Origin of the sequence: Chryseobacterium luquanense, assembly GCF_026460945.1 — a bacterium.
Lineage (GTDB): Bacteria > Bacteroidota > Bacteroidia > Flavobacteriales > Weeksellaceae > Chryseobacterium > Chryseobacterium luquanense.
Genome location: NZ_JAOVZV010000029.1, coordinates 1 through 21,649, shown reverse-complemented (window position 1 = coordinate 21,649; position 21,649 = coordinate 1). Strand labels below are relative to the sequence as shown.

General features: G+C 34.0%; 23 protein-coding genes. 17 read left to right on the top strand and 6 right to left on the bottom strand.

What is annotated here, in order from left to right; all coding sequences use genetic code 11:
• The first annotated feature begins 43 nt into the window (after positions 1-43).
• The 12 genes from OEA66_RS19840 (at position 44) to OEA66_RS19785 (ending at position 10,355) form a co-directional block, all read left to right on the top strand.
• Positions 44-322 carry a co-chaperone GroES gene (locus tag OEA66_RS19840; protein WP_076557986.1) on the top strand — a complete coding sequence of 93 codons (279 nt, stop codon included), beginning with the start codon at positions 44-46 and terminating at the stop codon, positions 320-322.
• Between the two features lie 107 nt (positions 323-429).
• Positions 430-2,055, top strand: a complete 1,626-nt coding sequence (gene groL, locus OEA66_RS19835; protein ID WP_267267484.1) for a chaperonin GroEL — start codon at positions 430-432, stop codon at positions 2,053-2,055.
• A gap of 241 nt (positions 2,056-2,296) precedes the next feature.
• Complete coding sequence (locus OEA66_RS19830) at positions 2,297-3,166, top strand: TIR domain-containing protein (protein WP_267283043.1); 870 nt, start codon at positions 2,297-2,299, stop codon at positions 3,164-3,166.
• A 5-nt stretch (positions 3,167-3,171) separates the two neighbouring features.
• The gene (locus OEA66_RS19825) at positions 3,172-3,402 is read left to right on the top strand and encodes a hypothetical protein (protein WP_267283042.1); all 231 of its coding nucleotides are present in this window, start codon (positions 3,172-3,174) and stop codon (positions 3,400-3,402) included.
• A gap of 28 nt (positions 3,403-3,430) precedes the next feature.
• Positions 3,431-4,288: a TIR domain-containing protein gene (locus OEA66_RS19820; RefSeq protein WP_267283041.1), complete on the top strand. Its 858-nt coding sequence runs from the start codon at positions 3,431-3,433 to the stop codon at positions 4,286-4,288.
• A 168-nt stretch (positions 4,289-4,456) separates the two neighbouring features.
• Positions 4,457-5,386 (top strand): Kelch repeat-containing protein, encoded by a 930-nt coding sequence (locus tag OEA66_RS19815; protein WP_267283040.1) that lies wholly within the window; start codon positions 4,457-4,459, stop codon positions 5,384-5,386.
• A gap of 161 nt (positions 5,387-5,547) precedes the next feature.
• A complete protein-coding gene (locus OEA66_RS19810; RefSeq protein ID WP_267283039.1) occupies positions 5,548-5,778 on the top strand; it encodes a hypothetical protein in 231 nt (76 codons plus the stop codon).
• 356 nt (positions 5,779-6,134) lie between these two features.
• Positions 6,135-6,668 (top strand): hypothetical protein, encoded by a 534-nt coding sequence (locus OEA66_RS19805; RefSeq protein ID WP_267283038.1) that lies wholly within the window; start codon positions 6,135-6,137, stop codon positions 6,666-6,668.
• Between the two features lie 79 nt (positions 6,669-6,747).
• Entirely contained in the window at positions 6,748-7,338 is a 591-nt protein-coding gene (locus tag OEA66_RS19800) for a hypothetical protein (RefSeq protein WP_267283037.1), read from the top strand.
• Between the two features lie 420 nt (positions 7,339-7,758).
• Positions 7,759-8,184 (top strand): NAD(+)--rifampin ADP-ribosyltransferase, encoded by a 426-nt coding sequence (gene arr, locus OEA66_RS19795; protein WP_267283036.1) that lies wholly within the window; start codon positions 7,759-7,761, stop codon positions 8,182-8,184.
• A gap of 276 nt (positions 8,185-8,460) precedes the next feature.
• Complete coding sequence (locus OEA66_RS19790; RefSeq protein WP_267283035.1) at positions 8,461-9,453, top strand: T9SS type A sorting domain-containing protein; 993 nt, start codon at positions 8,461-8,463, stop codon at positions 9,451-9,453.
• Positions 9,454-9,590: 137 nt separating this feature from the next.
• Positions 9,591-10,355 carry a DUF3575 domain-containing protein gene (locus OEA66_RS19785; protein ID WP_267283034.1) on the top strand — a complete coding sequence of 255 codons (765 nt, stop codon included), beginning with the start codon at positions 9,591-9,593 and terminating at the stop codon, positions 10,353-10,355.
• Between the two features lie 55 nt (positions 10,356-10,410).
• Here OEA66_RS19785 and OEA66_RS19780 read toward each other — a convergent pair whose 3' ends face one another.
• Entirely contained in the window at positions 10,411-10,626 is a 216-nt protein-coding gene (locus OEA66_RS19780; RefSeq protein WP_267267522.1) for a hypothetical protein, read from the bottom strand.
• A gap of 375 nt (positions 10,627-11,001) precedes the next feature.
• On the opposite strand from OEA66_RS19780, the gene OEA66_RS19775 reads away from it, so the two are divergent.
• A complete protein-coding gene (locus tag OEA66_RS19775) occupies positions 11,002-11,352 on the top strand; it encodes an FEKKY domain-containing protein (protein WP_267283033.1) in 351 nt (116 codons plus the stop codon).
• Here OEA66_RS19775 and OEA66_RS19770 read toward each other — a convergent pair.
• The 3 genes from OEA66_RS19770 to truA form a co-directional block, all read right to left on the bottom strand.
• Positions 11,347-13,104: an ABC transporter ATP-binding protein gene (locus tag OEA66_RS19770; RefSeq protein ID WP_267283032.1), complete on the bottom strand. Its 1,758-nt coding sequence runs from the start codon at positions 13,102-13,104 to the stop codon at positions 11,347-11,349. The genes OEA66_RS19775 and OEA66_RS19770 overlap by 6 nt on opposite strands.
• Before the next feature lie 107 nt (positions 13,105-13,211).
• Positions 13,212-13,568, bottom strand: a complete 357-nt coding sequence (locus OEA66_RS19765) for a hypothetical protein (RefSeq protein WP_267283031.1) — start codon at positions 13,566-13,568, stop codon at positions 13,212-13,214.
• Between the two features lie 29 nt (positions 13,569-13,597).
• A complete protein-coding gene (truA, locus tag OEA66_RS19760; RefSeq protein ID WP_267283030.1) occupies positions 13,598-14,332 on the bottom strand; it encodes a tRNA pseudouridine(38-40) synthase TruA in 735 nt (244 codons plus the stop codon).
• A gap of 199 nt (positions 14,333-14,531) precedes the next feature.
• Here truA and lpxK point away from each other — a divergent pair, with 199 nt between their 5' ends.
• From lpxK to OEA66_RS19740, 4 genes are all read left to right on the top strand, one after another.
• On the top strand, positions 14,532-15,560 hold the full coding sequence (gene lpxK / locus OEA66_RS19755) for a tetraacyldisaccharide 4'-kinase (RefSeq protein ID WP_267283029.1): 1,029 nt from the start codon (positions 14,532-14,534) through the stop codon (positions 15,558-15,560).
• Between the two features lie 126 nt (positions 15,561-15,686).
• Positions 15,687-16,202, top strand: coding sequence for a TlpA family protein disulfide reductase (locus OEA66_RS19750; protein WP_267283028.1), 516 nt, complete (start codon positions 15,687-15,689; stop codon positions 16,200-16,202).
• Positions 16,203-16,274: 72 nt separating this feature from the next.
• Positions 16,275-17,369, top strand: coding sequence for a DNA polymerase IV (gene dinB, locus OEA66_RS19745; protein ID WP_267283027.1), 1,095 nt, complete (start codon positions 16,275-16,277; stop codon positions 17,367-17,369).
• A gap of 42 nt (positions 17,370-17,411) precedes the next feature.
• Positions 17,412-18,884: an alpha-amylase gene (locus OEA66_RS19740; protein ID WP_267283026.1), complete on the top strand. Its 1,473-nt coding sequence runs from the start codon at positions 17,412-17,414 to the stop codon at positions 18,882-18,884.
• Between the two features lie 140 nt (positions 18,885-19,024).
• On the opposite strand, the gene OEA66_RS19735 is transcribed toward OEA66_RS19740, so the two are convergent.
• Together OEA66_RS19735 and OEA66_RS19730 are read right to left on the bottom strand one after the other, a co-directional pair.
• Positions 19,025-21,166, bottom strand: coding sequence for a S9 family peptidase (locus OEA66_RS19735; protein ID WP_267283025.1), 2,142 nt, complete (start codon positions 21,164-21,166; stop codon positions 19,025-19,027).
• Between the two features lie 86 nt (positions 21,167-21,252).
• A complete protein-coding gene (locus tag OEA66_RS19730; protein WP_267283024.1) occupies positions 21,253-21,399 on the bottom strand; it encodes a hypothetical protein in 147 nt (48 codons plus the stop codon).
• Between the last annotated feature and the right edge of the window lie 250 nt (positions 21,400-21,649).

Below are 21,649 nucleotides of genomic sequence, written 5' to 3'. Positions count from 1 at the left end.
TTAGACAATTCCAACACAGAAATAATTAAAAATAAAATATATTATGTCAGTAAACTTTAAACCATTAGCAGACAGAGTTTTGATCGAGCCAATCGCTGCAGAAACTAAAACAGCTTCAGGTATTATTATTCCAGACACCGCAAAAGAAAAACCACAAGAAGGTACAGTAGTAGCAGTAGGTCCTGGAAAAAAAGATGAGCCTACAACTGTACAAGTAGGTGACAAAGTTCTTTATGGAAAATATTCAGGTTCTGAATTAAAATTAGACGGAAAAGATTTCTTAATTGTTAAGGAAGCTGACCTTTTAGGTGTAATTGGATAAGAGTCCATAAACAAGACATCAGATTTCAGACTATTCAAATTAAAATCAAATTAAAACAAATGTTATGTGTCTAACTTTTGACATCTAACATCTAATATCAAATCAAAATGGCAAAAGAAATAAAATTCGATATCGAGTCAAGAGACGCTCTAAAAAGAGGAGTTGATGCATTGGCTAATGCAGTAAAAGTAACTTTAGGACCAAAAGGTAGAAACGTTGTCATCGAAAAATCTTTCGGTGCACCTCACGTTACTAAAGATGGTGTTTCTGTAGCAAAAGAAATCGAACTTGAAGACAGAGTAGAAAACATGGGAGCGCAAATGGTAAAAGAAGTTGCTTCCAAAACCAATGATATCGCAGGAGACGGTACTACTACCGCTACTGTTCTGGCACAGGCTATCGTAAGAGAAGGTCTTAAAAACGTAGCTGCAGGTGCAAACCCAATGGACTTGAAAAGAGGTATCGACAAAGCAGTAACTGCTGTTGTTGCCAACCTTAAAGAGCAGTCTAAAGAAGTAGGTGATTCTACAGAAATGGTGAAGCAAGTTGCTTCAGTTTCTGCAAACAACGACGAAACGATCGGTTCATTAATCGCTGAAGCTTTCGGAAAAGTAGGGAAAGAAGGGGTAATCACTGTAGAAGAAGCTAAAGGTATCGACACAACTGTAGACGTTGTGGAAGGTATGCAGTTTGACAGAGGATACCAGTCGCCTTACTTCGTGACAAATCCTGAGAAAATGTTAGCTGAATTGGAAAATCCATACATCCTTTTAGTAGAGAAAAAAATCTCTTCAATGAAAGAATTACTTCCTGTTCTTGAACCAATTGCTCAAGGAGGTAAATCTTTATTAATTATCTCTGAAGAAGTTGAAGGTGAAGCTTTGGCAACTTTAGTGGTAAACAAATTAAGAGGTTCTCTTAAAATTGCTGCTGTAAAAGCTCCAGGATTTGGTGACAGAAGAAAAGCAATGTTAGAAGATATCGCTATCTTAACTGGCGGACAGGTAATTTCTGAAGAACAAGGTTTCACAATGGAAAACATTACCATTGATATGTTGGGAACTGCTGAAAAAGTAACGATCGACAAAGACAACACAACAGTTGTAAATGGTGGTGGTGAAGAAAGCAAAATCAAAGGCAGAGTAAACCAGATCAAAGCTCAGATGGAGACAACTACTTCTGACTACGACAGGGAAAAACTACAGGAGAGACTGGCTAAATTAGCTGGTGGTGTTGCCGTACTTTATGTAGGTGCAGCTTCTGAAGTTGAAATGAAAGAGAAAAAAGACAGAGTTGACGATGCATTAAACGCTACAAGAGCTGCTGTTGAAGAAGGTATCGTTGCAGGTGGTGGTGTTGCTTTGGTAAGAGCTATTGAAGCTTTGGCTAATCTTACAGGCATCAACGCTGACGAAACTACGGGTATTAAAATCGTAAAAAGAGCGATCGAAGAGCCATTGAGACAAATCGTTGCCAACGCAGGAGGTGAAGGTTCTGTAATCGTTGCTAAAGTTGCAGAAGGAACTGCAGATTTCGGTTACAATGCAAAAACTGACGAGTATGTAAACATGCTTGAAGCAGGAATCATCGACCCTACGAAAGTAACAAGAGTTGCCCTTGAAAATGCAGCTTCAGTTTCTGGAATGCTGTTAACAACTGAGTGCGTAATCACTGAAATTAAGAGCGCAGAACCTGCTATGCCAATGGGAGGTGGAATGCCAGGAATGATGTAACGCGGCGTGTCGCCGAGACAATTATATATAAACCGTTCAGATTTTTCTGAGCGGTTTTTTTTGTTTAAATCATAGCTTCCTGTAAGAATCAGATATTATAGTATTCAATTTCGTAAATAATATGATGATAATAAAAAGCAAGTACATAGTTCGCTGATTATAAGCGAAAATAACCCATAATTCATATGTCTATATTGTAGAGTTTCTTATATTTGTGAGTTATCAAATTCGCTAAAAACCTATGGCTAAAAAGGCAAATGAACACAAAGAAATTCCTCAAACTACACTATTAATCTCTCAGGGAGAGTTTAAAAAATCTTTAGCTGAGAGAGTCCAAATTGGAGAAGAAATTTTACAGAAGAAAATTACAACAGTTCCTGAATTCGAAGAATTAAAAGAAAGATATAATATTTGGAATGATTATAATTCTGAATACCTAAAACAATCTTTTAATAATGAATACAATGAATATAGGGATAGGTACGATAAATGTGCGCTGTTTATTGGTTTTGCACAAGGAGTTAGAGCACAAACACCAAATGATAAAATATCAAATTTTCAAGAAATACTAAGTGCAAAAATTTTTAATTTGAAAAAATTAGAAATTAAAGCTGATTTATTAAAAAGTAAAATTGAGAAAAGTAAAAACAAAAAAGAAGATATTATGATTTCTAATAAAATTTTTATTGTTCATGGTCATGATGAAAGAACTAAAATTGATGTAGCTAGAACTATTGAAAAACTCGGATTAGATCCAATTATTTTATCAGAACAACCAAATCAGGGACAAACTATTATTGAGAAATTTGAACTTCATTCAGACGTTGGTTTTGCCGTCATTATTCTAACAGCAGATGATTTAGGAAGAACGAAAGAAGAAACAGAAGATAAATATAGAGCAAGGCAAAATGTACTTATTGAAATGGGTTACTTTATTGGTAAATTAGGAAGAAATAAAATATTCCCTCTTTACGAAAATGGTGTCGAACTTCCTAGTGATGTGCATGGAGTTTTGTACACTCCTCTTGATGAAATTGGAAATTGGAAATTTAAATTAGCAAAAGAATTAAATGCTTTCGGGTATAATGTCGATGCAAATAAAATATTGTAGGTATTATGAAAAAATACAATTTTGAAGATTTTGATATTGGTGATAGTGTTTATCATAAATCAAATAAAAAAATAATAATGATAGTTATTGCAACTGATTCTGAAACAAAAGAAATTAAATGTAGATGGATTGACAACAACGGTCAAAAGACGGAGGAAGAATTTCTATTTGCTGAACTAATTAATGCTGATGATTTCGACAGAAGTAATACGATTAAATATAGATCAATACTTTAGCTTTAATAACACATAATTTTATTATTTTATGAAATATTACCACACTTTAATAATTACAAAAGATAATAGTGTCGAAAGAATAGTAGATTTATCAGAAGATGATTTATTAAAAAAAATTATTGAACCCTATGAGCAAGCAGGAATTATATTTATCAATGGAACGTCAATTAATTCAGTTGATATTGGGAGAATTCACATTAGAGAAACTTCCGAAAAGTATAATGTGATAAGCGAAAGATTATATCAAGAAGAGAAGTTTAGACGGGATATGAATACTAATTTTATTGATTTGACAGCCTACGGAAACTATGAAAATGCATTTTGGGAAGGGGTTGATGTTCTAGACAATTATATTCAAGGTCCAGCCGGATATAAAATTGCTGAAGAAGAAAAGAAGCATAAGGAAAAGAATAATTTGGAGACTAAAGTTGCTGGCAATAAGGTATTCATCGTTCATGGGCATAATGAAGAGATGAAACAAACAACAGCAAGATTTTTAGAAAAATTTGATTTAGAGCCTATAATTCTACATGAACAACCCAATCAAGGAAGGACTATTATAGAAAAATTTTCCGATTATAGTGATGTGAGCTATGCGATAGTACTATTATCGGCTGATGATTTGGCTTTCATAAAGAATGACACTCCGGACAATGCAAAATTTAGAGCCCGACAAAATGTCATTTTAGAATTAGGGTATTTTCTTGGCAAGCTTGGAAGAGATAAAGTGGTTGCTATTTTTGAACAGGGTAAGGATATAGAGATTCCATCAGATTTCAGTGGAATCCTTTATTTAGGCTACTCTGGTGATGAGAGTTGGAAATTGATGTTAGCAAAAGAGTTGAAAGCTACTGGTTTTGACATAGACTTAAATAATTTACTTTAATACTCCACGCTGGTGCGAGCGTCTCGCTCGTACCCACAGACATAAAAACCGCTCAAGCCCGAGCGGTTTTCTCTTTTCAGCATAATCTGTAAATAAAAAACCAACCCGATGTCCCGGATTTGTAATCCGTGACTTTTTCCTATCTTTAAAACCAAATCCCACCCCCGATTGAAAACAAGACTACTACTACTCCTTTCACTTTTCGGTTTATGTTTAGCCAGTGCACAAACCCTTAATTTTAAACATCTTGCAGATATGTCTATTCGCAGAGGAGCGACAAGCAGTGCCATTGCAGGTGACAATATCTATGTGAGCAATGGGTATAAAGATGCAGATGGCAATGCTACTATTATTGAGAAATACAGTATTAAAGATAACCGCTGGAGTATCATCAACTCCAGTCTGGTTCCTAAAAGGTTTGCCAATTCGGAGACTTACGGTAATAAAATTTATATTTTTAACGGGTGGGGAAACAGCCATCTTGAAATTATAGACCTTGAAACTCATCAAAAAACGAAGGGAGCTGTTAACCGTGCCTACACAGGAAATGCAGGTTCTGCCATCCATAACGGAAAAATATATACGTTCGGCGGAAGTGGGCTCAACAATGCCGCCACCACAGTATTTTCTGACAGGTTTCAGTATTACGATATTGCTTCAGACACATGGCACACTTTACCAAATATGCCAACAGCCAGAGAAGCAAAGGGCAAAATTGTGAATGATAAGCTTTATGTTATTGGTGGTTTTAACGGCACATCATCCCGGCTGGTGAATGTGTATGATCTAAACAAAAATGAGTGGACTGAGCAATATATGATGCCTGCTGCGATATCGGGTCATTCATTAGCGGTATACGGTAATAAGATTTTCATTGCAGGCGGTTATAATAATCAGAATTTTCTGGCCTATTTTGATACAGAAACCAATAAATTACATAGGTTATCATCCAATATGATTCCGAGACGACATGCTGCTGCGGAAATATATAACAATAAATTATACATTATGGGTGGAAGTACAGCATCCTCAACCAAATCAGCTATTAAAAGCATTCAGGTTGCAGATATTAGCGAAGAAGCACTTTCCGCTAAATAAACGAATGAAGATGTATTCGCTACTCAAAGTCTCCCGACTTTCAGGCAGTAAAGCAAATTCCAAAACATGAACAAACTCCAAATTATAACAACCCTACTTTTATTCATTTTCCTAACCAACTGCAAAAACTCAGAACCCATGAAATACAAAGTTGGTCAAGAATGGAATTACAAAACCCGAAAAGGAGAAGAAAAATCTACCGTAAAATTTTGAAAATAGAAGAATATCCAAAACACGGAAAGGTGATTCACATCTCCATTGGTAATTTGAAAGTTGGCAATCCTGATGTAGAAAATGGTTTTGCCAAGGAGTTGACGCACATTCCGATTTCAGAGGAAGTTTTAGATAAAAGTGTTACTGTTTTAAAACGAAAAAATCAAACTTCCGAATAAAATTGAAGGTTACGATTACTGGAAAAAAGAATTTGATCAGGGAATTGCCGGAGTCTTTTCAATCTCAGTCTCTGAAATTGTAGATTTAATGGAAGAATCAATCATCACCGGACACGGTGTTGTGGTGTAAATCCCTCTCCTCTATGCTGGTGCGAGTGTCTCGCTTGTACTATAATAAAAAGTATTAATTCAGTTTTCAAAATAAAAACACGCTGTGGCAGATACATAATCCATTATTTTTAACACATTATATATCTGCGCTATTAAGTTCAAAATAATGTGTATATAATGAAAACAATGTGTAAATTTGAAGCCACTCAACAACCTGTGAATAAAAAAAATAATTAAATAAAACTATGACCAAACAATTAAAGTTTGCAGTTGTACTTTTAGTTACAATTGCAAGCGTGAATCTAAACGCTCAAAAAAAATCACCTGCAAAATCTGCAAAACCAGCCACTGAAAAAGCATCAGCCAAACCTACCAAACAGGAAACCATGGATTGGATTGCTGAAAAAATGAAAGAAAAATTAGCAGGAAACAGAGTATTCATATCTTACTCAAATGGTGAATTTGTATACAGAAAACAAGTAGGTGTTTACAGCTGCAATACGACAATATATTTAAATAGAATTACCGGTTCGTCTCCCGAATATTCTGATGACTTTTTTATAAAAGGTTCAGTGATAAGTTTCTCAGATTGTGGCAAGGAATATGAGTTCAGAAATTCATCGTCGAACAATATCTCAATCGGAGGACCAAATTATAATGATTATGCAGACCCTTTTGAATTCAAAAATGATAACAGTTTGGTTGAAAGATTAAAGAAAGCTTTTGCAACTTTAATTGAATACAACTCATCACAAAAAGGAGCTAATGAAAAGTTCTAATAGTTAAGATTTTTTTTTGAAATAACAAACCGCTCAATTCGCAGAGCGGTTTTCTTTATTTTTACACCTCAAATAAGAAATGAAGAAAATAGAAACAAAAATTGATGAAGCATTTATTAACACTTTCCTGCTTCCAAGAGAAAAGGTAGTGACAGATTTTTTAATGAATGTTTTGAGTTCGCAATATCAATTCAGAGAAGATGATAGAAAGATAGAGGTGATCAGCTTATATTATTATGCTCCACAACCACTATCCTTTCTGTTTGCTTTGCCTAGTTATGAATATTACGCTCCGGATAAAACCACGCAGATTGCAGAGTTACATTTAAAAGAGCATTCTCTGGAAGACTATTCTTATTTTGATGTTCAGGAGTTGTGTAAAACGGTTTTGGATGAAAATAATATCGATTATTCAGCCTATCTCAATCCTGAAAATCATTTGGATTTTGCAAATTATTGGAAAAATCAAAACGGATTGGAAATTGATTTCATTAAAAACTGCTGGAAAAACGCAAAAGAAAACACCTGCTCAAAAATGATCGGATTTTTAGAATCATCAGACAATTCTTCCGGAACATTTGATTTAGATAATGGTTTTGAACTTCCATTTGAAATAGAAATTGATGAGTATTTAAAATCCAGAGGCTATCTGATCAATAAAGAAATTTAACTTGATAAAAATAATTTCATATTGATATGATGTAATTTTATATTATAGCAACCTAGAGTAATATTCTTCCACTATAAAACAATATTCTTGTGACCTTAAGTAATATTCTTGCACCATTGTTTTATATTAGAACGATACAATTTTATATTATAGCAACTTAGAGTAATATTCTTCCGTTATAAAACAATATTCTTGTGACCCAAATTAATATTCTTGCAACATTATTTTATATTGGCACGATACAATTTTATTATTATAGCAATGTAGATTCATATTCTTCTCTTGCAAAACTCCGTTTTCGCAGAATTGTCTCGTGTAATTTATATAACAAATCAAAATCGCTCAATTCACAGAGCTATTTTTCCATTTCAAAACAAATTCCTAAGTTTACACGTTCTTCAAACCTAAAAAACTCTCACATTGGAAAACAAAAAAGACGAAAAAATTCTTGATAAAGGCCCGTTTTACCATGGTACAAAAGCCGATTTGAAGATCGGAGACTTGCTTAGTGCAGGTTTCAATTCAAATTATCGTTCTGAAGTCATTATGAATCACATTTACTTCACTGCCTTAGAAAACGGAGCAGGATTGGCTGCTGCTTTGGCTGAAGGTCATGGTCATGATCGAATTTATATTGTAGAACCGACAGGAATATTTGAAAACGATCCAAATGTAACCGATAAAAAATTTCCTGGAAATCCTACCCGATCTTTCCGAAGTACAGAACCTTTAAAGATTATGGGCGAACTGAAAGATTGGATCAGACTCTCCGATGAAGAATTGCAAAACTGGAAAGAAGGAATTGCAAAACTCAGAGAAAACCCTGATGCAGAAATTATCAATTGATTCGCTCAGAAGTTTTAGCTTTATTATAAAATACTTTTACCATGAAATATCTACTAACATTAAAAAGAAAGAGAGCCATGAACTATTATCCAATGAAACGGTAATATTTATGACACCGAGGTAAGCAATAAAAAATCACTGATAAAAATTGTACGAAAATAAAAACTTCATTCACCAAAAAAAATTCCACTTCATTCAAGTGGAATTTTTTTATCCAAAATCAAATAATTATGAAAAATATTTCACAAATAATATATCTTTATGAAAAATAATAAAATGAAAAAAACTCTACTTATTTTAATTTCTGCAACAGGAATATGGTCTGCCCAAACCATCACAAAAGCTTTCAATGATCCTATTGTTGGGGAAACTGTGAACAATGTGAATGTCAACGGAACAGTTAATAATTCCGCAACAGGAAACAATGCGACTTTCACAAATACAACTTTAACGGCAGGAACGGCAACCTCAACAACATATTCTGCACCTACTACATCCGAAATTTCTACTTTTCCCGGATCAACCATAAAAATGACAGGTGACGGAAATATCGCACTTTATAAACAGACCGCAACAAAACTTGAAATTACAGGATTGGTAACTCCTGATGCAACATTAAATTTTTCTGCAAACAACGGTACCATCATCACTTATCCTGCAAGTTTTGGATACAATGAAACCGATCAGGCACAGGGAACTTTTACTTCCACAACAGCTTCCGGACTGTTCAAAGGAACTATTGTAAATACGGCAGATGCAGCAGGAACGCTTCTTATCGGGAACAAAACCTACCCAAATGTTCTAAGAATAAAATCGGTACAAAATTTTAATCTTTATCAGTCTACGGATACGTTTTTCGTCTTTTCTATAGGAACGGTAACCAATACTTCGTACAGCTATTATAGTGGCACAACAAAATTTGCAATTTTAACTTCTACAAGCGGAAACATCAGCGTTCCTCTTTTAAGTATCAATCAATCTACATCCGGAGCTACTGCATTAAACGAAGCATTTTTAGCTGTTTCAGATTTAAAATTAAAAGAAAAACTAAGTATTTATCCGAACCCTGCTCAGGATTTCATTCAGATAAAAGGTGAAATTTCAAATAATTCTCAAGTTAATATTTACGGTTTAGACGGAAAATTAATTAAAACAAAAGATTTAAAATCAGGAAAAGTTGAAATTTCCGAATTACCTCCTTCTGCGTATTTTATAGAAGTTTTAGGTTCAAATAAACCAAAAGAAACTGTTAAATTCATAAAGAAATAAAATTATTTTTATAAAATTTACAACCGTTCTAAGATTTTAGAACGGTTTTTGATTTAACGTTTTTGTAATCAAATGTTCTTTCATTTGTTACATTTCCCAATCACATTTATATTTATTTTAGATTAAAATTTACAGCCATGAAAAAACTACTTTTACTAGCCCCGTGTTTTTTGCTTTCGGAAGTTTATGCCCAAGAAAACATTTCAAAATCTGAACAAATACTTCCTTTAGAAAAAATGAATATTATTAAAACCAATATTACCGGGTATGCATTCAGAAATATCAATTTATCTTACGAAAGATCTATTAATCGTTGGTTTGCCATTAATGTAGGCTTCGGAACCGTTGCTGAAGGTAAAGTTCCGTTTATGAATGCTTTTTTGAGTGAAGAAGATGAAAAAGATTTTCAGAATCTGAGAATTAAAGCGACCAATTTTACAATAGAACCTAGATTTTATATTGGTGAAGGATATGGTAAAGGATTTTATTTTGCACCTTATTACAGATACTCAAAAGTTTCTACCAATACTTTTGACTTCACTTACGATTATTCAGCTTTTAACACAACTATTCCTATTCCGCTAAAAGGTTTAGGTGATGCAAGTGGAAACAGTGGTGGTTTAATGGTTGGTGCACAGTTTTTCCTTAATAAACAACACAGTTTTGTTCTGGATTTTTGGATTGCCGGAGCACATTACGGAACAGGAAAAGGAGATTTCAGCCTGACAAGCGATTTTGTTTTGACTCCTGAAATGCAGGCTCAATTGAAAAGAGAAATTGAAAATCTTGATATTCCTTTTGTAGAATATACGGTAGAAACCAATTCGAATGGTGCGAGAGTAAAAGTTGACGGACCTTGGGCAGGATTCAGGAGCGGGTTTTCACTCGGTTACAGATTTTAAATATTTTTAAACATAAACAAAATCGCCTCAGAAAATTCTAAGGCGATTTTTATTTTTAGCTGTTGTAGCATTCTTTGAATCTTGAAATCAAGTTATCCATCGTGTGGCGTTGTACAAAAACAGTCTTTATATCTTCATATCTCGGAGATTTATAAAATACTTCATGGAAATCCATACTTCCGTTACCAACTTTTACAATTTTTTGAACGTCGATGTTCAATTTTTTCAATTCATCTTTTAAGACCTGAAATTCGTCTTGAATATTATTCATCTTTATATTTTTTGTTTAGTTAAAAAAAAGCAACTTTTATTCTATTAACCCCCATTAAAAACAACGAATGATTAAATTTTTAATAAATTTAGCAATTATATCTGAAATAACCACAGGGTTTTGGGAATAATTTGCATTTACAACAGATTGCAAAAACTATACCTAACTAAGTAGTCATGAATCAAAAGTGAATTTAATATTAACTGAATGTTAACAAATCTCGATTTAAAGCCATTTTCCGTAATTGATTCTTTTTGAATCAAATAACAGAAAATGAGTTATATTTTTAAATTTATGATAGAAAAATTTAAATGAGTTTTGAATAAATTTTAACTTAAACTCATTTTAAGCATCAAAAAAGAAAATAAAAAACCCATGAATTTCATCAAAGCAGCTTCCATTTTGGGATTAATTACATTCTCAACCTTCATTTATTCTCAGAATTATGAGCCGGTTATCCTTGAAGTTAAAAAAGGAAATGAAAATAAAAATGTCTCAGATAAAAATGAAAAAGCAAAGTATTTTATACAATTTGGAATTATGTCTAAAAAGCATGACCAGTTTAAAGAAAAATATGGAGTTCAAGTGGTTTACGAAAACTGTGTGATCACAGCTTATATGTCTGAAAAAGCCAAAAAGAACAATCAGGAAGTTGCCCAATATTTAACAGGAAAATACGGAGATAGCTGGAAAAAAGATTTAAAAATAACTCCTTATGGATTATAAACTCGGTTTGTCTTCCATCTCAACTTCATGTCTTACCTGAGCTTTGTATAATGTGGCGTAATATCCGTTTTTATCAAGAAGTTCCAAGTGTTTACCTTCTTCAACGATTTTACCATGCTCCATTACAATGATTTTATCAGCTTTTTCGATGGTGGAAAGTCGGTGTGCGATAATGATTGATGTTCTGTTTTTGGTAATTTTTTCGGTTGCTCTTTGAATTAATTTTTCACTTTCGTGATCAATTGACGAAGTTGCTTCATCCAAAATAAGGATTTTCGGATCTGATAAATAGGCTCTTAAAAACGACAATAATTGTCTTTGTCCAAGTGAAATAGACGAACCTCTTTCGCTTACAACATATTCGTAGCCTCCGGGAAGTTGCTCGATAAACTCATCGACTTCAATTTCCTTTGCTCCTGCTTTTATTTTTTCTAAAGTAACGTCATCATCGCCAAATGCAAGATTTTCATAAATACTTCCGTGGAAAAGGAAAACATCCTGCAAAACAACGCCAATGTGACTTCTCAGATTATACAGTTCATAATCTTTCAATTCAACATCATCGATAAAAATTTCTCCTGAATTAATATCGTATAATCTTGTTATTAAGCTGATAATGGTAGATTTTCCGGCTCCGGTTGCACCTACTATTGCTACAGTTTCTCCCGGATTTACTTTAAAATCAATTCCTTTTAAAACTTCCTGCTTTTCATCATACGCAAAACGAACATTTTTGAATTCAATCTTTCCTTCGAAATGATCTTTCTTTACCATTCCTGTATTCGGCATCGCATAATCTTCATCCATCAAACCCAAAACTCTTTCGGCACCGACAATTCCACGTTGAATATTGTTAAAACGGTCTGCAATTTGTCTCAAAGGACGAATTAACATAGAAATAAACTGAATAAACGCAATCACAACACCTGCACTGATTGTAATATAACCTCCGTAGAAAAGTACAAATCCGATGAAAAGCGAAGAAATCAATTCAACAACAGGAAAAAACAGTGAGAAAATAAAAACCGTTCTTAGTAAAGCAGTTTTTAAAGTAATATTAATTTCATCAAACTTCTCAAACTCAGATTTCTGCCTGTTGAAAACCTGAATAATCGGCATTCCTGCTAATCTTTCCTGAACGAATGAGTTTTGATTGGAAGTCCAGGTTCTTTCGTCACCAAAAGCTTTTTTCAATCTTTTTTGGAAAAAACGGGTAATAACAAGCATTAAAGGTAATATCGCAAGAGAGATGTAACTCAAATGCACATCAACCTGAAACATCATAAATAAAACGAAAATAATTCTCAAAACATCCCCGAAAACCATCAGAAAACCATCTGTATAAACTGTAGCAATCGTTTCAACATCACCAACAGCTCTTGTCACCAACTGACCAAGCGGAGTTTTATCGAAAAAAGCCGTTCTGAAATAAATTAATTTATTATACAACCTCTCCCGAATATCTCTGATTACATTTTGTGAAATATAATTGGAAAAATAAACCAAAAAGAAATTTAAAATCGTTTCTGCAAAAACCAACCCTACCAAAGCATAAATATGCTTCATCATTAAGGCTTTGTCTTTCAGTTTCGTAATATCATTATCTACAATCTGCATCGTAAGATAAGGTCTGTAAGTAGAAACTATAGAAAGTATAACGGAAATAATTAAGGTAACAATAAACCAGCTACGAAACTTCATCCCAATGAAGAACAGCCTCTTTACAATTGCCCACGTATCTTGTTTTTTCATTATAGAATTGACGTAAAGAATTAATTTGAAAAAATTCTCTGCAAAAATACGGCTTTATAATTTTAAAGACTGAAAAACTGAGATAGAAAATTACAGATATCTATTATTTACAAATGAATATCTTTCTTGTCTTCAACTCCGATTTCTTCAATTTCCCAGACCGGACTTTTTGAAACTTCCTTTTTAAATCTATTTTCTAAAATTCTGTACACTCCATAAACAGCACCTATTGCAAATATCCAACTGATAATATTTATTCCTGAAAAACCTGCGTAGTTATTATCATTTAAAGCATTGGGATCTGTTAGTGCAACGTAAAACCCATAAGAAAACAGAAACAAAACCTGAAATCCCAGATAAACACCAATAGCTAAAAGCCCAAGTTGCCATTTTATTTTGCCAAATCTCTCAGCCAAACCAGCGTAATAACGATAAGCACCTACAAGAATAATAATTGACATCATAGTTTTAATTTTACTTAAATATAGAAATTCTATTTAAAATCGTACCCAACATCTACTAAAAAAAGTGCGTGAGCCGGCGCAGAAGTTCCTGCAGAATTTCGGTTTTTATTTTCGATTACTTTTCTTACATCTTCAGGCTGAATTTTCCCTGAACCCACCTCAACCATAGTTCCAACAATTGCTCTCACCATATTTCTAAGAAATCGGTTTGCCGAAACAGTAAATTTCAACTCAGTTCCGTTTTGTTCCCATTCTGCTTTGTACATTTTACACAAATTGGTTTTGTTGTCAGTGTGAAGTTTCGCAAAGCTTGTAAAATCCTCATATTCAAATAAAATTTTACACGCTTCATTCATTTTATTGATATTTAAAGGCTTCCTCCAATGTTGCCAAGCTGAATCCTGCGTAAATGGATTTTTCTCTAAAGAAATATAATATTCATACGTTCTGAAAGTTGCATCGAAACGGGCATGAAAATCATCTTTAACCTTAAAAATTCTTTTAATTGAAATATCAGCTGGAAGAAAACTGTTGAGTTTATGGGAAAATTGGTCGCTCAATTCTTGCTCGGTTTCAAAATGGGCAAACATTTTCTTGGCGTGAACTCCGGTATCGGTTCTACCCGCACCTGTTGTTTTTATTTTTTCTCTTAAAATCGTTGAAAGTGCTTTTTCCAATTCTTCCTGTACGGAAATATCTTTCGGCTGAATCTGATAACCAAAATAATTTTTCCCGTTGTATGAAAATTCAATAAAATATCTCAATGTAAATAAATGTTTGATTATAGAACTAAAATTTAAAATCTCAAACTCCGAATTTCAATAAAAACCTCATCTTTAATTTTAATTCTAAAACGTTCTTGCAAAAATACTTTAATTTATGACAAAAAAATTACAGATTTATTTTGAAAACTGACGAAAAACATCTTCAAAAGGATTTAAAAATTCTTATTTTTGCCAACGTATGAAAAGATGGTATCTCTATCCTTTTTCTTTAGGTTATCACATGGTTACGGGCGTCCGAAACACGATGTATGATCTGGGAATATTTAAATCTACGAAATTCAAAACGCCGATAATTAATGTCGGTAATCTTTCTGTGGGTGGAAGCGGAAAATCGCCAATGGTGATGTATCTCGCAAAATCGCTGTCTAAGTATTACAGAACAGGAGTACTTTCCAGAGGTTACGGAAGATTGACGAAAGGATATGATGTAACCAACTACGACAGTAATTACAAAACTGTGGGCGATGAAGCGATGCAGCTTTTTGAGCGTTTTAAAAACCGTTTTGTGATTGCAGTTTCCGAAGACCGAGTTCCCGGAGCAAAAAAAGTGATCGATGATATGGATTTAGATGTTTTGATTCTCGATGATGCAATGCAACACAGAGCTATCAAAGCAGGATTTAACATCTTGATGACTGATTTTAATGACCCTTATTTTAAAGATCACCTTCTTCCTGCAGGAGATTTAAGAGAATCCAGAGCAGGATCACAAAGAGCAGATATCATTATGGTCAGCAAATGTCCTGATGAACTGACTGAAGAAACCAAACAATATTACATCTCAAGAATCCGACCGACAAAAACACAGAAAGTTTTTTTCTCATCAATCGGTTATGATGAAAATGTTTACGGTACAAGAGACAAAATGCTTCCTGATAACAATCTGAATTATTACGATATTCTTTTGATTACAGGAATTGCCAACCCGAAACCGCTGTTGACGCATTTGGCTAAATTTTCTCAACGTGTAAAACATCTAAAATTCAGAGATCATCATAATTTTTCTGATGCAGACATTAAAAACATTGTTGCAGAATATCAGAAACTGGGTGAGTACAAATTAATTCTGACCACAGAAAAAGATTATGTTCGTCTAAAAACTTTCGACCGTTTACGCGATTTGGTATATTATTGGCCAATCAATGTTGTGATTGATAAAAAGGAAGAATTTAATCAGGTGATTATGAATTACGTGAATAAAAAATAAAAAAATCTGCAGCAGCTGTTGCAGATTTCTTGTTTATTGATTATTTCAATTCTTAAATTTCTGCCAATTCATATTATTTCAGTCTTATTTTACGTTTCAATGTTTAGATTTGTAAAAAATTTAGATATGAAGCAGATAATGATTGTCATGATGTTGAGTATTTTTACTTTAGGTTGCGCGCAAAAAGCACCTGAAGTTTCGAAAACTCAATTTTCTAAGGAAGCATTAAATCAGAAGTTAGAAGATGAAAACGGAAAGAACATCAGCGTTCAGGAAATATTAGACCAACATAAAGGAAAAGTTTTGGTAATTGATTTTTGGGCAGGTTGGTGCAGAGATTGTCTTAAAGCGCTACCAAAAGCCGAAGAACTAGAGAAAAACAATCCAAATATTGATTTTGTATTCTTTTCTCTGGAAAGATCAAAAGAGAAGTTTGACAACAGTCTGGAAAGATTTAATATGAAAGAAAAAGAAAATTATTGGTTTTCTTCAGGCTGGGAAAATAATTTTAACAAATATATTGATCTCAACTGGATTCCGAGATATATGGTGATTGATCAAAAATCAGGTATTGCAAAATATTATGCTATTTCTCCCGAAGATCCGGAAATTCAAGCTACGATTGACAGACTTTTGAAGTGAGATGAAAATTGAGATTGAAGCTAAACTTCAAAAACTTTGAACTAAAAATAACAGAATCCATATCTTTGTGATATGGATTTTTCTTTTCCACAACGCAAAATAATTCATGTCGATATGGATGCATTTTATGCTTCCGTAGAGCAATATGACAATCCCGCATTGCGTGGAAAAGCGATTGCAGTTGGCGGTGGACATCGTGGTGTAGTTTCTGCGGCAAGCTATGAAGCGAGGAAATTTGGAGTACGTTCTGCGATGGCGAGTAAAATTGCCAAAGAAAAGTGTCCGCATCTTATTTTTGTTCCGCCAAGATTTCCGAGATACAAAGAAATTTCAAGAAAAATACGTGAGATTTTTTATGAATATACCGATTTGGTAGAACCGCTTTCCTTAGATGAAGCCTATCTCGATGTTACCGAAAATAAAAAAGGTATTGAATCTGCCAATCAGATTGCAAAAGAAATCCGTCAGAAAATATTTGAGCAAACGGGTTTAACGGCTTCTGCCGGAATTTCTGTCAATAAATTTTTAGCTAAAGTTGCTTCAGATATTAATAAACCGAACGGACAAAAAACCATTCATCCCGACAAAATAGAAAAATTCCTTGAAGAATTACCCGTTGAAAAGTTTTATGGCGTAGGAAAAGTAACCGCTAACAAAATGTTTAGTCTGGCAATTTTCAAAGGTAAAGATCTAAAGAAGAGATCACTGGAAGACTTAACGAGACTTTTCGGTAAGTCGGGCAAATATTATTACAATGTCGTTCGCGGAATTCATAATTCGGAAGTAAAACCTAACCGCATCCAGAAAAGCGTTGCTGTGGAACGAACTTTCTTTGAAGACCTTTCAGAAGAACAGGAAATCAACGAAAAGCTTGAAAATTTAAGCCAGGAACTTCATCAGAGACTTCAGAAAAACAACATTCTCGGAAGATCTTTAACTTTAAAAATCAAATACAAAGATTTCTCATTATTTACAAGAAGTTTCACTAAAGAAGAATATTTCAGTTCGCCCGAACAGTATTTTGTTACTGCAAAAAAACTTTGGGAGCTTCGTCCTTTTGATAAAGCGGTACGATTATTGGGTTTATCATTATCTCACCTCAACACAGAAGAAAAAAAGCAAATCTCAGTTCAGCTTAAAATTCCGTTTGAGGATTTTGAAAATTAAGCATTGAATCTATCAATGTCATTTTACCAAATACTATAAACTATGAACGAAACCATGATTCAGTTTTTCCACTGGTACTCAGAAGGAGATTCAAAACTATGGAAACACGCCGAAGAACAGGCAAAATATTTATCTCAACTAGGAATCACATCGGTATGGTTTCCTCCGGCTTACAAAGGAACAAATGGTGGATATTCTGTAGGATACGATGCTTACGACCTTTTTGACCTTGGAGAATTTGATCAGAAAAATTCTAAACCTACAAAATACGGAACAAAAGACGATTATCAGAAGTCAATTAAAGCACTCAAGAAAAACAACATTCAGGTAATTGTTGATATTGTTTTGGGGCATAAAGCAGGTGGTGATGAATTGGAAAAATTTAAAGCAGTAAAAGTTGACGAAAACAACCGTGAAAAAATAATTTCTTCAGAAATTGAGATAGAATCTTATACCAAATTTACATTTCCCGGACGTGGAAAAAAATATTCAGATTTTGAATGGAATTTCACCTGTTTCAGCGGGGTGGATTATGCAGAAGGAAAAGATTCACACATCTACAAAATCAAATCTGAATATGGCGATGATTGGGAAGAAATGATTGATGACGAAAAAGGAAACTACGATTATCTGATGTTCAATGACGTGGAACACAGAAATCCTCATGTACGTGAAGAGCTCAATAAATGGGCAAAATGGTATTTTGATCAAACTGATTTCGACGGAGTAAGATTAGATGCCCTAAAACATATTTCTTTTGATTTTTATAAAGAATGGTTGACTTTACTACGTTCAAATTCAGGTAAAAACATTTTTGCAGTCGGAGAATATTGGGCTCCAGGACAACTTAATTTATTACAAAAATATATTGAAGCTACAGAAGGATGTATGAGTCTTTTCGACAGCTCACTTCACAATAATTTCCACACTGCGTCTAAAGAGGGAGATTCTTATGACCTGAGAAATATTCTTACAGGAACTTTAACAGAAGCCGACCCGATGCATTCGGTAAGCTTAGTTGACAACCACGACACACAACCTCTGCAAGATTTGGAAGCCCCGGTTGAAGCATGGTTTAAACCCATTGCTTATGCGCTCATTTTGTTAAGAGACAAAGGGTACCCTTGTGTTTTCTATCCTGATTTATATGGAGCGCATTATAAAGATAATGACCGTGAAGGAAATGAGCAGGAAATATTTTTGGATAAGGTGGATGGAATTGAAGAACTTTTAAAAGCACGTAAAGAAAATGCTTACGGAATTCAAAGGGATTATTTTGAAGATGCCAATTGTTTAGGCTGGATTCGTGAAGGCGATGATGAACATCAAGGTTGCGCGGTTGTGTTAAGCAATAAAGATTCTTACGAAAAGCCAATGGAAATGGGAGAAAAGTATATCGGAAAAATATTTTATGATGCCTTGGGAAGATCCGAAGAGAAAGTAGAAATAAGAGAAGACGGATGGGCAGACTTTCCGGTCCCTGCGGGAAATGTGAGTGTTTGGATTCCTGAATAAACTCTTTTTAAGCTCTCTTAGATTTTGCTGATGGCGCAGATTTATTAAACCATTATAAATCAGCAAAATCTCCGAGAGAAAAGCTTTTTTATAATTAAAACAAAAAAATCCAGTCTAAATTAGTAGACTGGATTTTATTATTATTTCTTTAAATATAAATCAAAATAATCTGTGACTTTCTGCATCAGATGCACTCTGTCTTTTCCGATGACATTATGAGGATGTCCCGGGTACACAAAATAATCCATCTGAACACCCTGATCAACTGCAGATTTAATGAACTTCATAGAATGTTGCCAAACGACTACATCATCCTGCGCACCATGAATCATCAGTAATTTTCCTTTTAGATTCTGAACTTTATCCAAAAGATTTGACGTTGCATAGCCTTGAGGATTTTCCTGTGGAGTATCCATATATCTTTCACCGTACATAATTTCGTACATACTCCAGTCGATGACAGGACCTCCTGCAACTCCTACTTTAAATACATCCGGTTGACGAAGCATGAAACTCGTTGTCATAAATCCACCAAAACTCCATCCGTGAATTCCCATTCTCTCAGAATCTACGTAAGGAAGTGATTTCAGGTAATTAACACCTTTCATCTGGTCATTCATTTCAGTTGTTCCAAGATTTCTAAAAACTGCTTGTTCAAACTTCATTCCTCGGTTTGAAGAACCTCTTCCGTCCATCGTGAAAATCACATATCCGTTTTGTGCCATATATTCATACCAAAGATTTCCTGAAGCCGGGAAAGTATTGGTTACAAGCTGTAAATGCGGACCGTTGTATAAATAAACAATTGCGGGATATTTTTTATTAGGGTCAAAATTGGTTGGAAGAATAACTTTTCCGTACAAAATCGTTCCTTCATCAGCTTTTAAAGTAATATTTTTTATTTCCGGACGGTCGTAGTTTTTCAATGGATTATCCGATTTCAGAAGATTCGTAGCTTTTAACGTCGCTGTATTAAGAATATCTGCAACTCTTGGTGTCGTTGTATTGCTGTAAGAATCGTATAAATAATTACCATCACTGCTTAATACTCCTGAATGAACTCCTTCTGCATTGTCTAATCTCTGCGTTTTGAAAGTATTCCAGTTTATTCTATATAAATGCTTCTCAGTCGGAGTTTCCTGTGTTGAAGTATAATAAATTTCTTTTTTCTTTTCATTAAAACCTAAAATATCGGTTACCAACCACTCCCCTTTTGTAATCTGAGCAATAAGACCTTTTTCTAAGCTGTAATGAAACAAATGGTTATATCCCGTTCTCTGGCTTTGCCAGATAAAATCTGTATTTGAATTTGGAAAAAACGTCAGCGGATGTTGCGGTTCTACATATTTATCGCTCGTTTCTTCAAATAATGTATTGATGAAATTTCCTGTAACAGCATCATATTTATTCATTCTTAAATGATTCTGACCTCTGTTTAAAACTCCTACAAAAATATATTTAGAATCAGGGCTCCAGGTAATTGCTGTTAAATACTGGTCTTTTTCACCTTCAATTTTCAAAAATGTTGTTGACTGGTTTTTGATATTGTAAACTCCCAATGTCACTTCATGTGAAGTTTTTCCAGCCATTGGATATTTGATATTGGTATTTACAGCAGGAGTTACAGACCAGTCGATGACAGGATAATCTGCAACCATGGTTTGATCCATTCTATAGAATGCTACATTTTCAGAATTGGGAGAAGGGAAAATTCCACTATCGATTCCGAATTCGTTTCTGTGAACATTAGAAGCTCCATTCAGAATATTCTCGTTGGAATCATTCGTTACCGCAACTTCTTTTCCATTTTTGTTGATGAATAAATTATTACCTTTCGTATAAACCAAAGTCTGATTATCAGCAAGCGTTTTTACATTTGCAGGATTATCTCCCAACACAGCTGAACGTTTTACTTTCCAGTCATTTCCGGATTTTTCTACCCAATACATTTGGTTATCAGCTGTAAAATAGGCTTCAGAATTGGTAATAAACTTTACAGGAGGAAGACCTTTCAGCTTTTTATCTGTAAAATTCTTATTAACCCGATACAGGGAAATTAAAGTATCCTGCTTATTTGTTTTAATATCAGTAGCAAGATATCCGCCTTTTACCGCCTGAATATAAGACTTGTTGTCGCTCGACCAAGAAAACTGTGAGATGTTTTTTACGGCAAGATTGGTTCTCATTCCGTTTACAGCTTCCGCCATGGTGAATTTTTGGGTTTGTGCAAAAGCAGTACCGCCCAAAACTACCATTAATAAAGAAAATTGGTGTAGTTTCATTTCTAAAAAATTGAATCTGTCAAAAATAAGAAATAAATGTCACACGTTAAGAAATGTTAAAATAAAACATTGATAAAGTATGATTTTTACTGCTTATACGTAAAAGTTCCTACCAGAAAGTGTCCTGCAGAGTGCGGGGAACTTTCGGAGCTTCCCGAAAACTCGTTACCAGGGTGCGACAGACTTTTGGAGTCTTCCGAAAGTCTGTCGCAAGGGTGCAGGAAGGTTTTCATATCTTGAGATTGCTTTGTTGATTTGCTAATCGCAATGTAGCTGCAGGAATCCCCCTTCTTTGGAGAGGTGCCGAATTTTTGACGGTAGTTTTATAATTATGAATCTAAATATATTATGCTCCAATTTTATTTCTTTGATTAACTTTTAGGTTTCTCCTATCACTGAAATCGCAAATATTTTAATGCTTACAAAAACTTCAGCCCCGATTGAACGGTCTGTTTGAGCTCTTTTTCTGGGATTCGGCGGCGG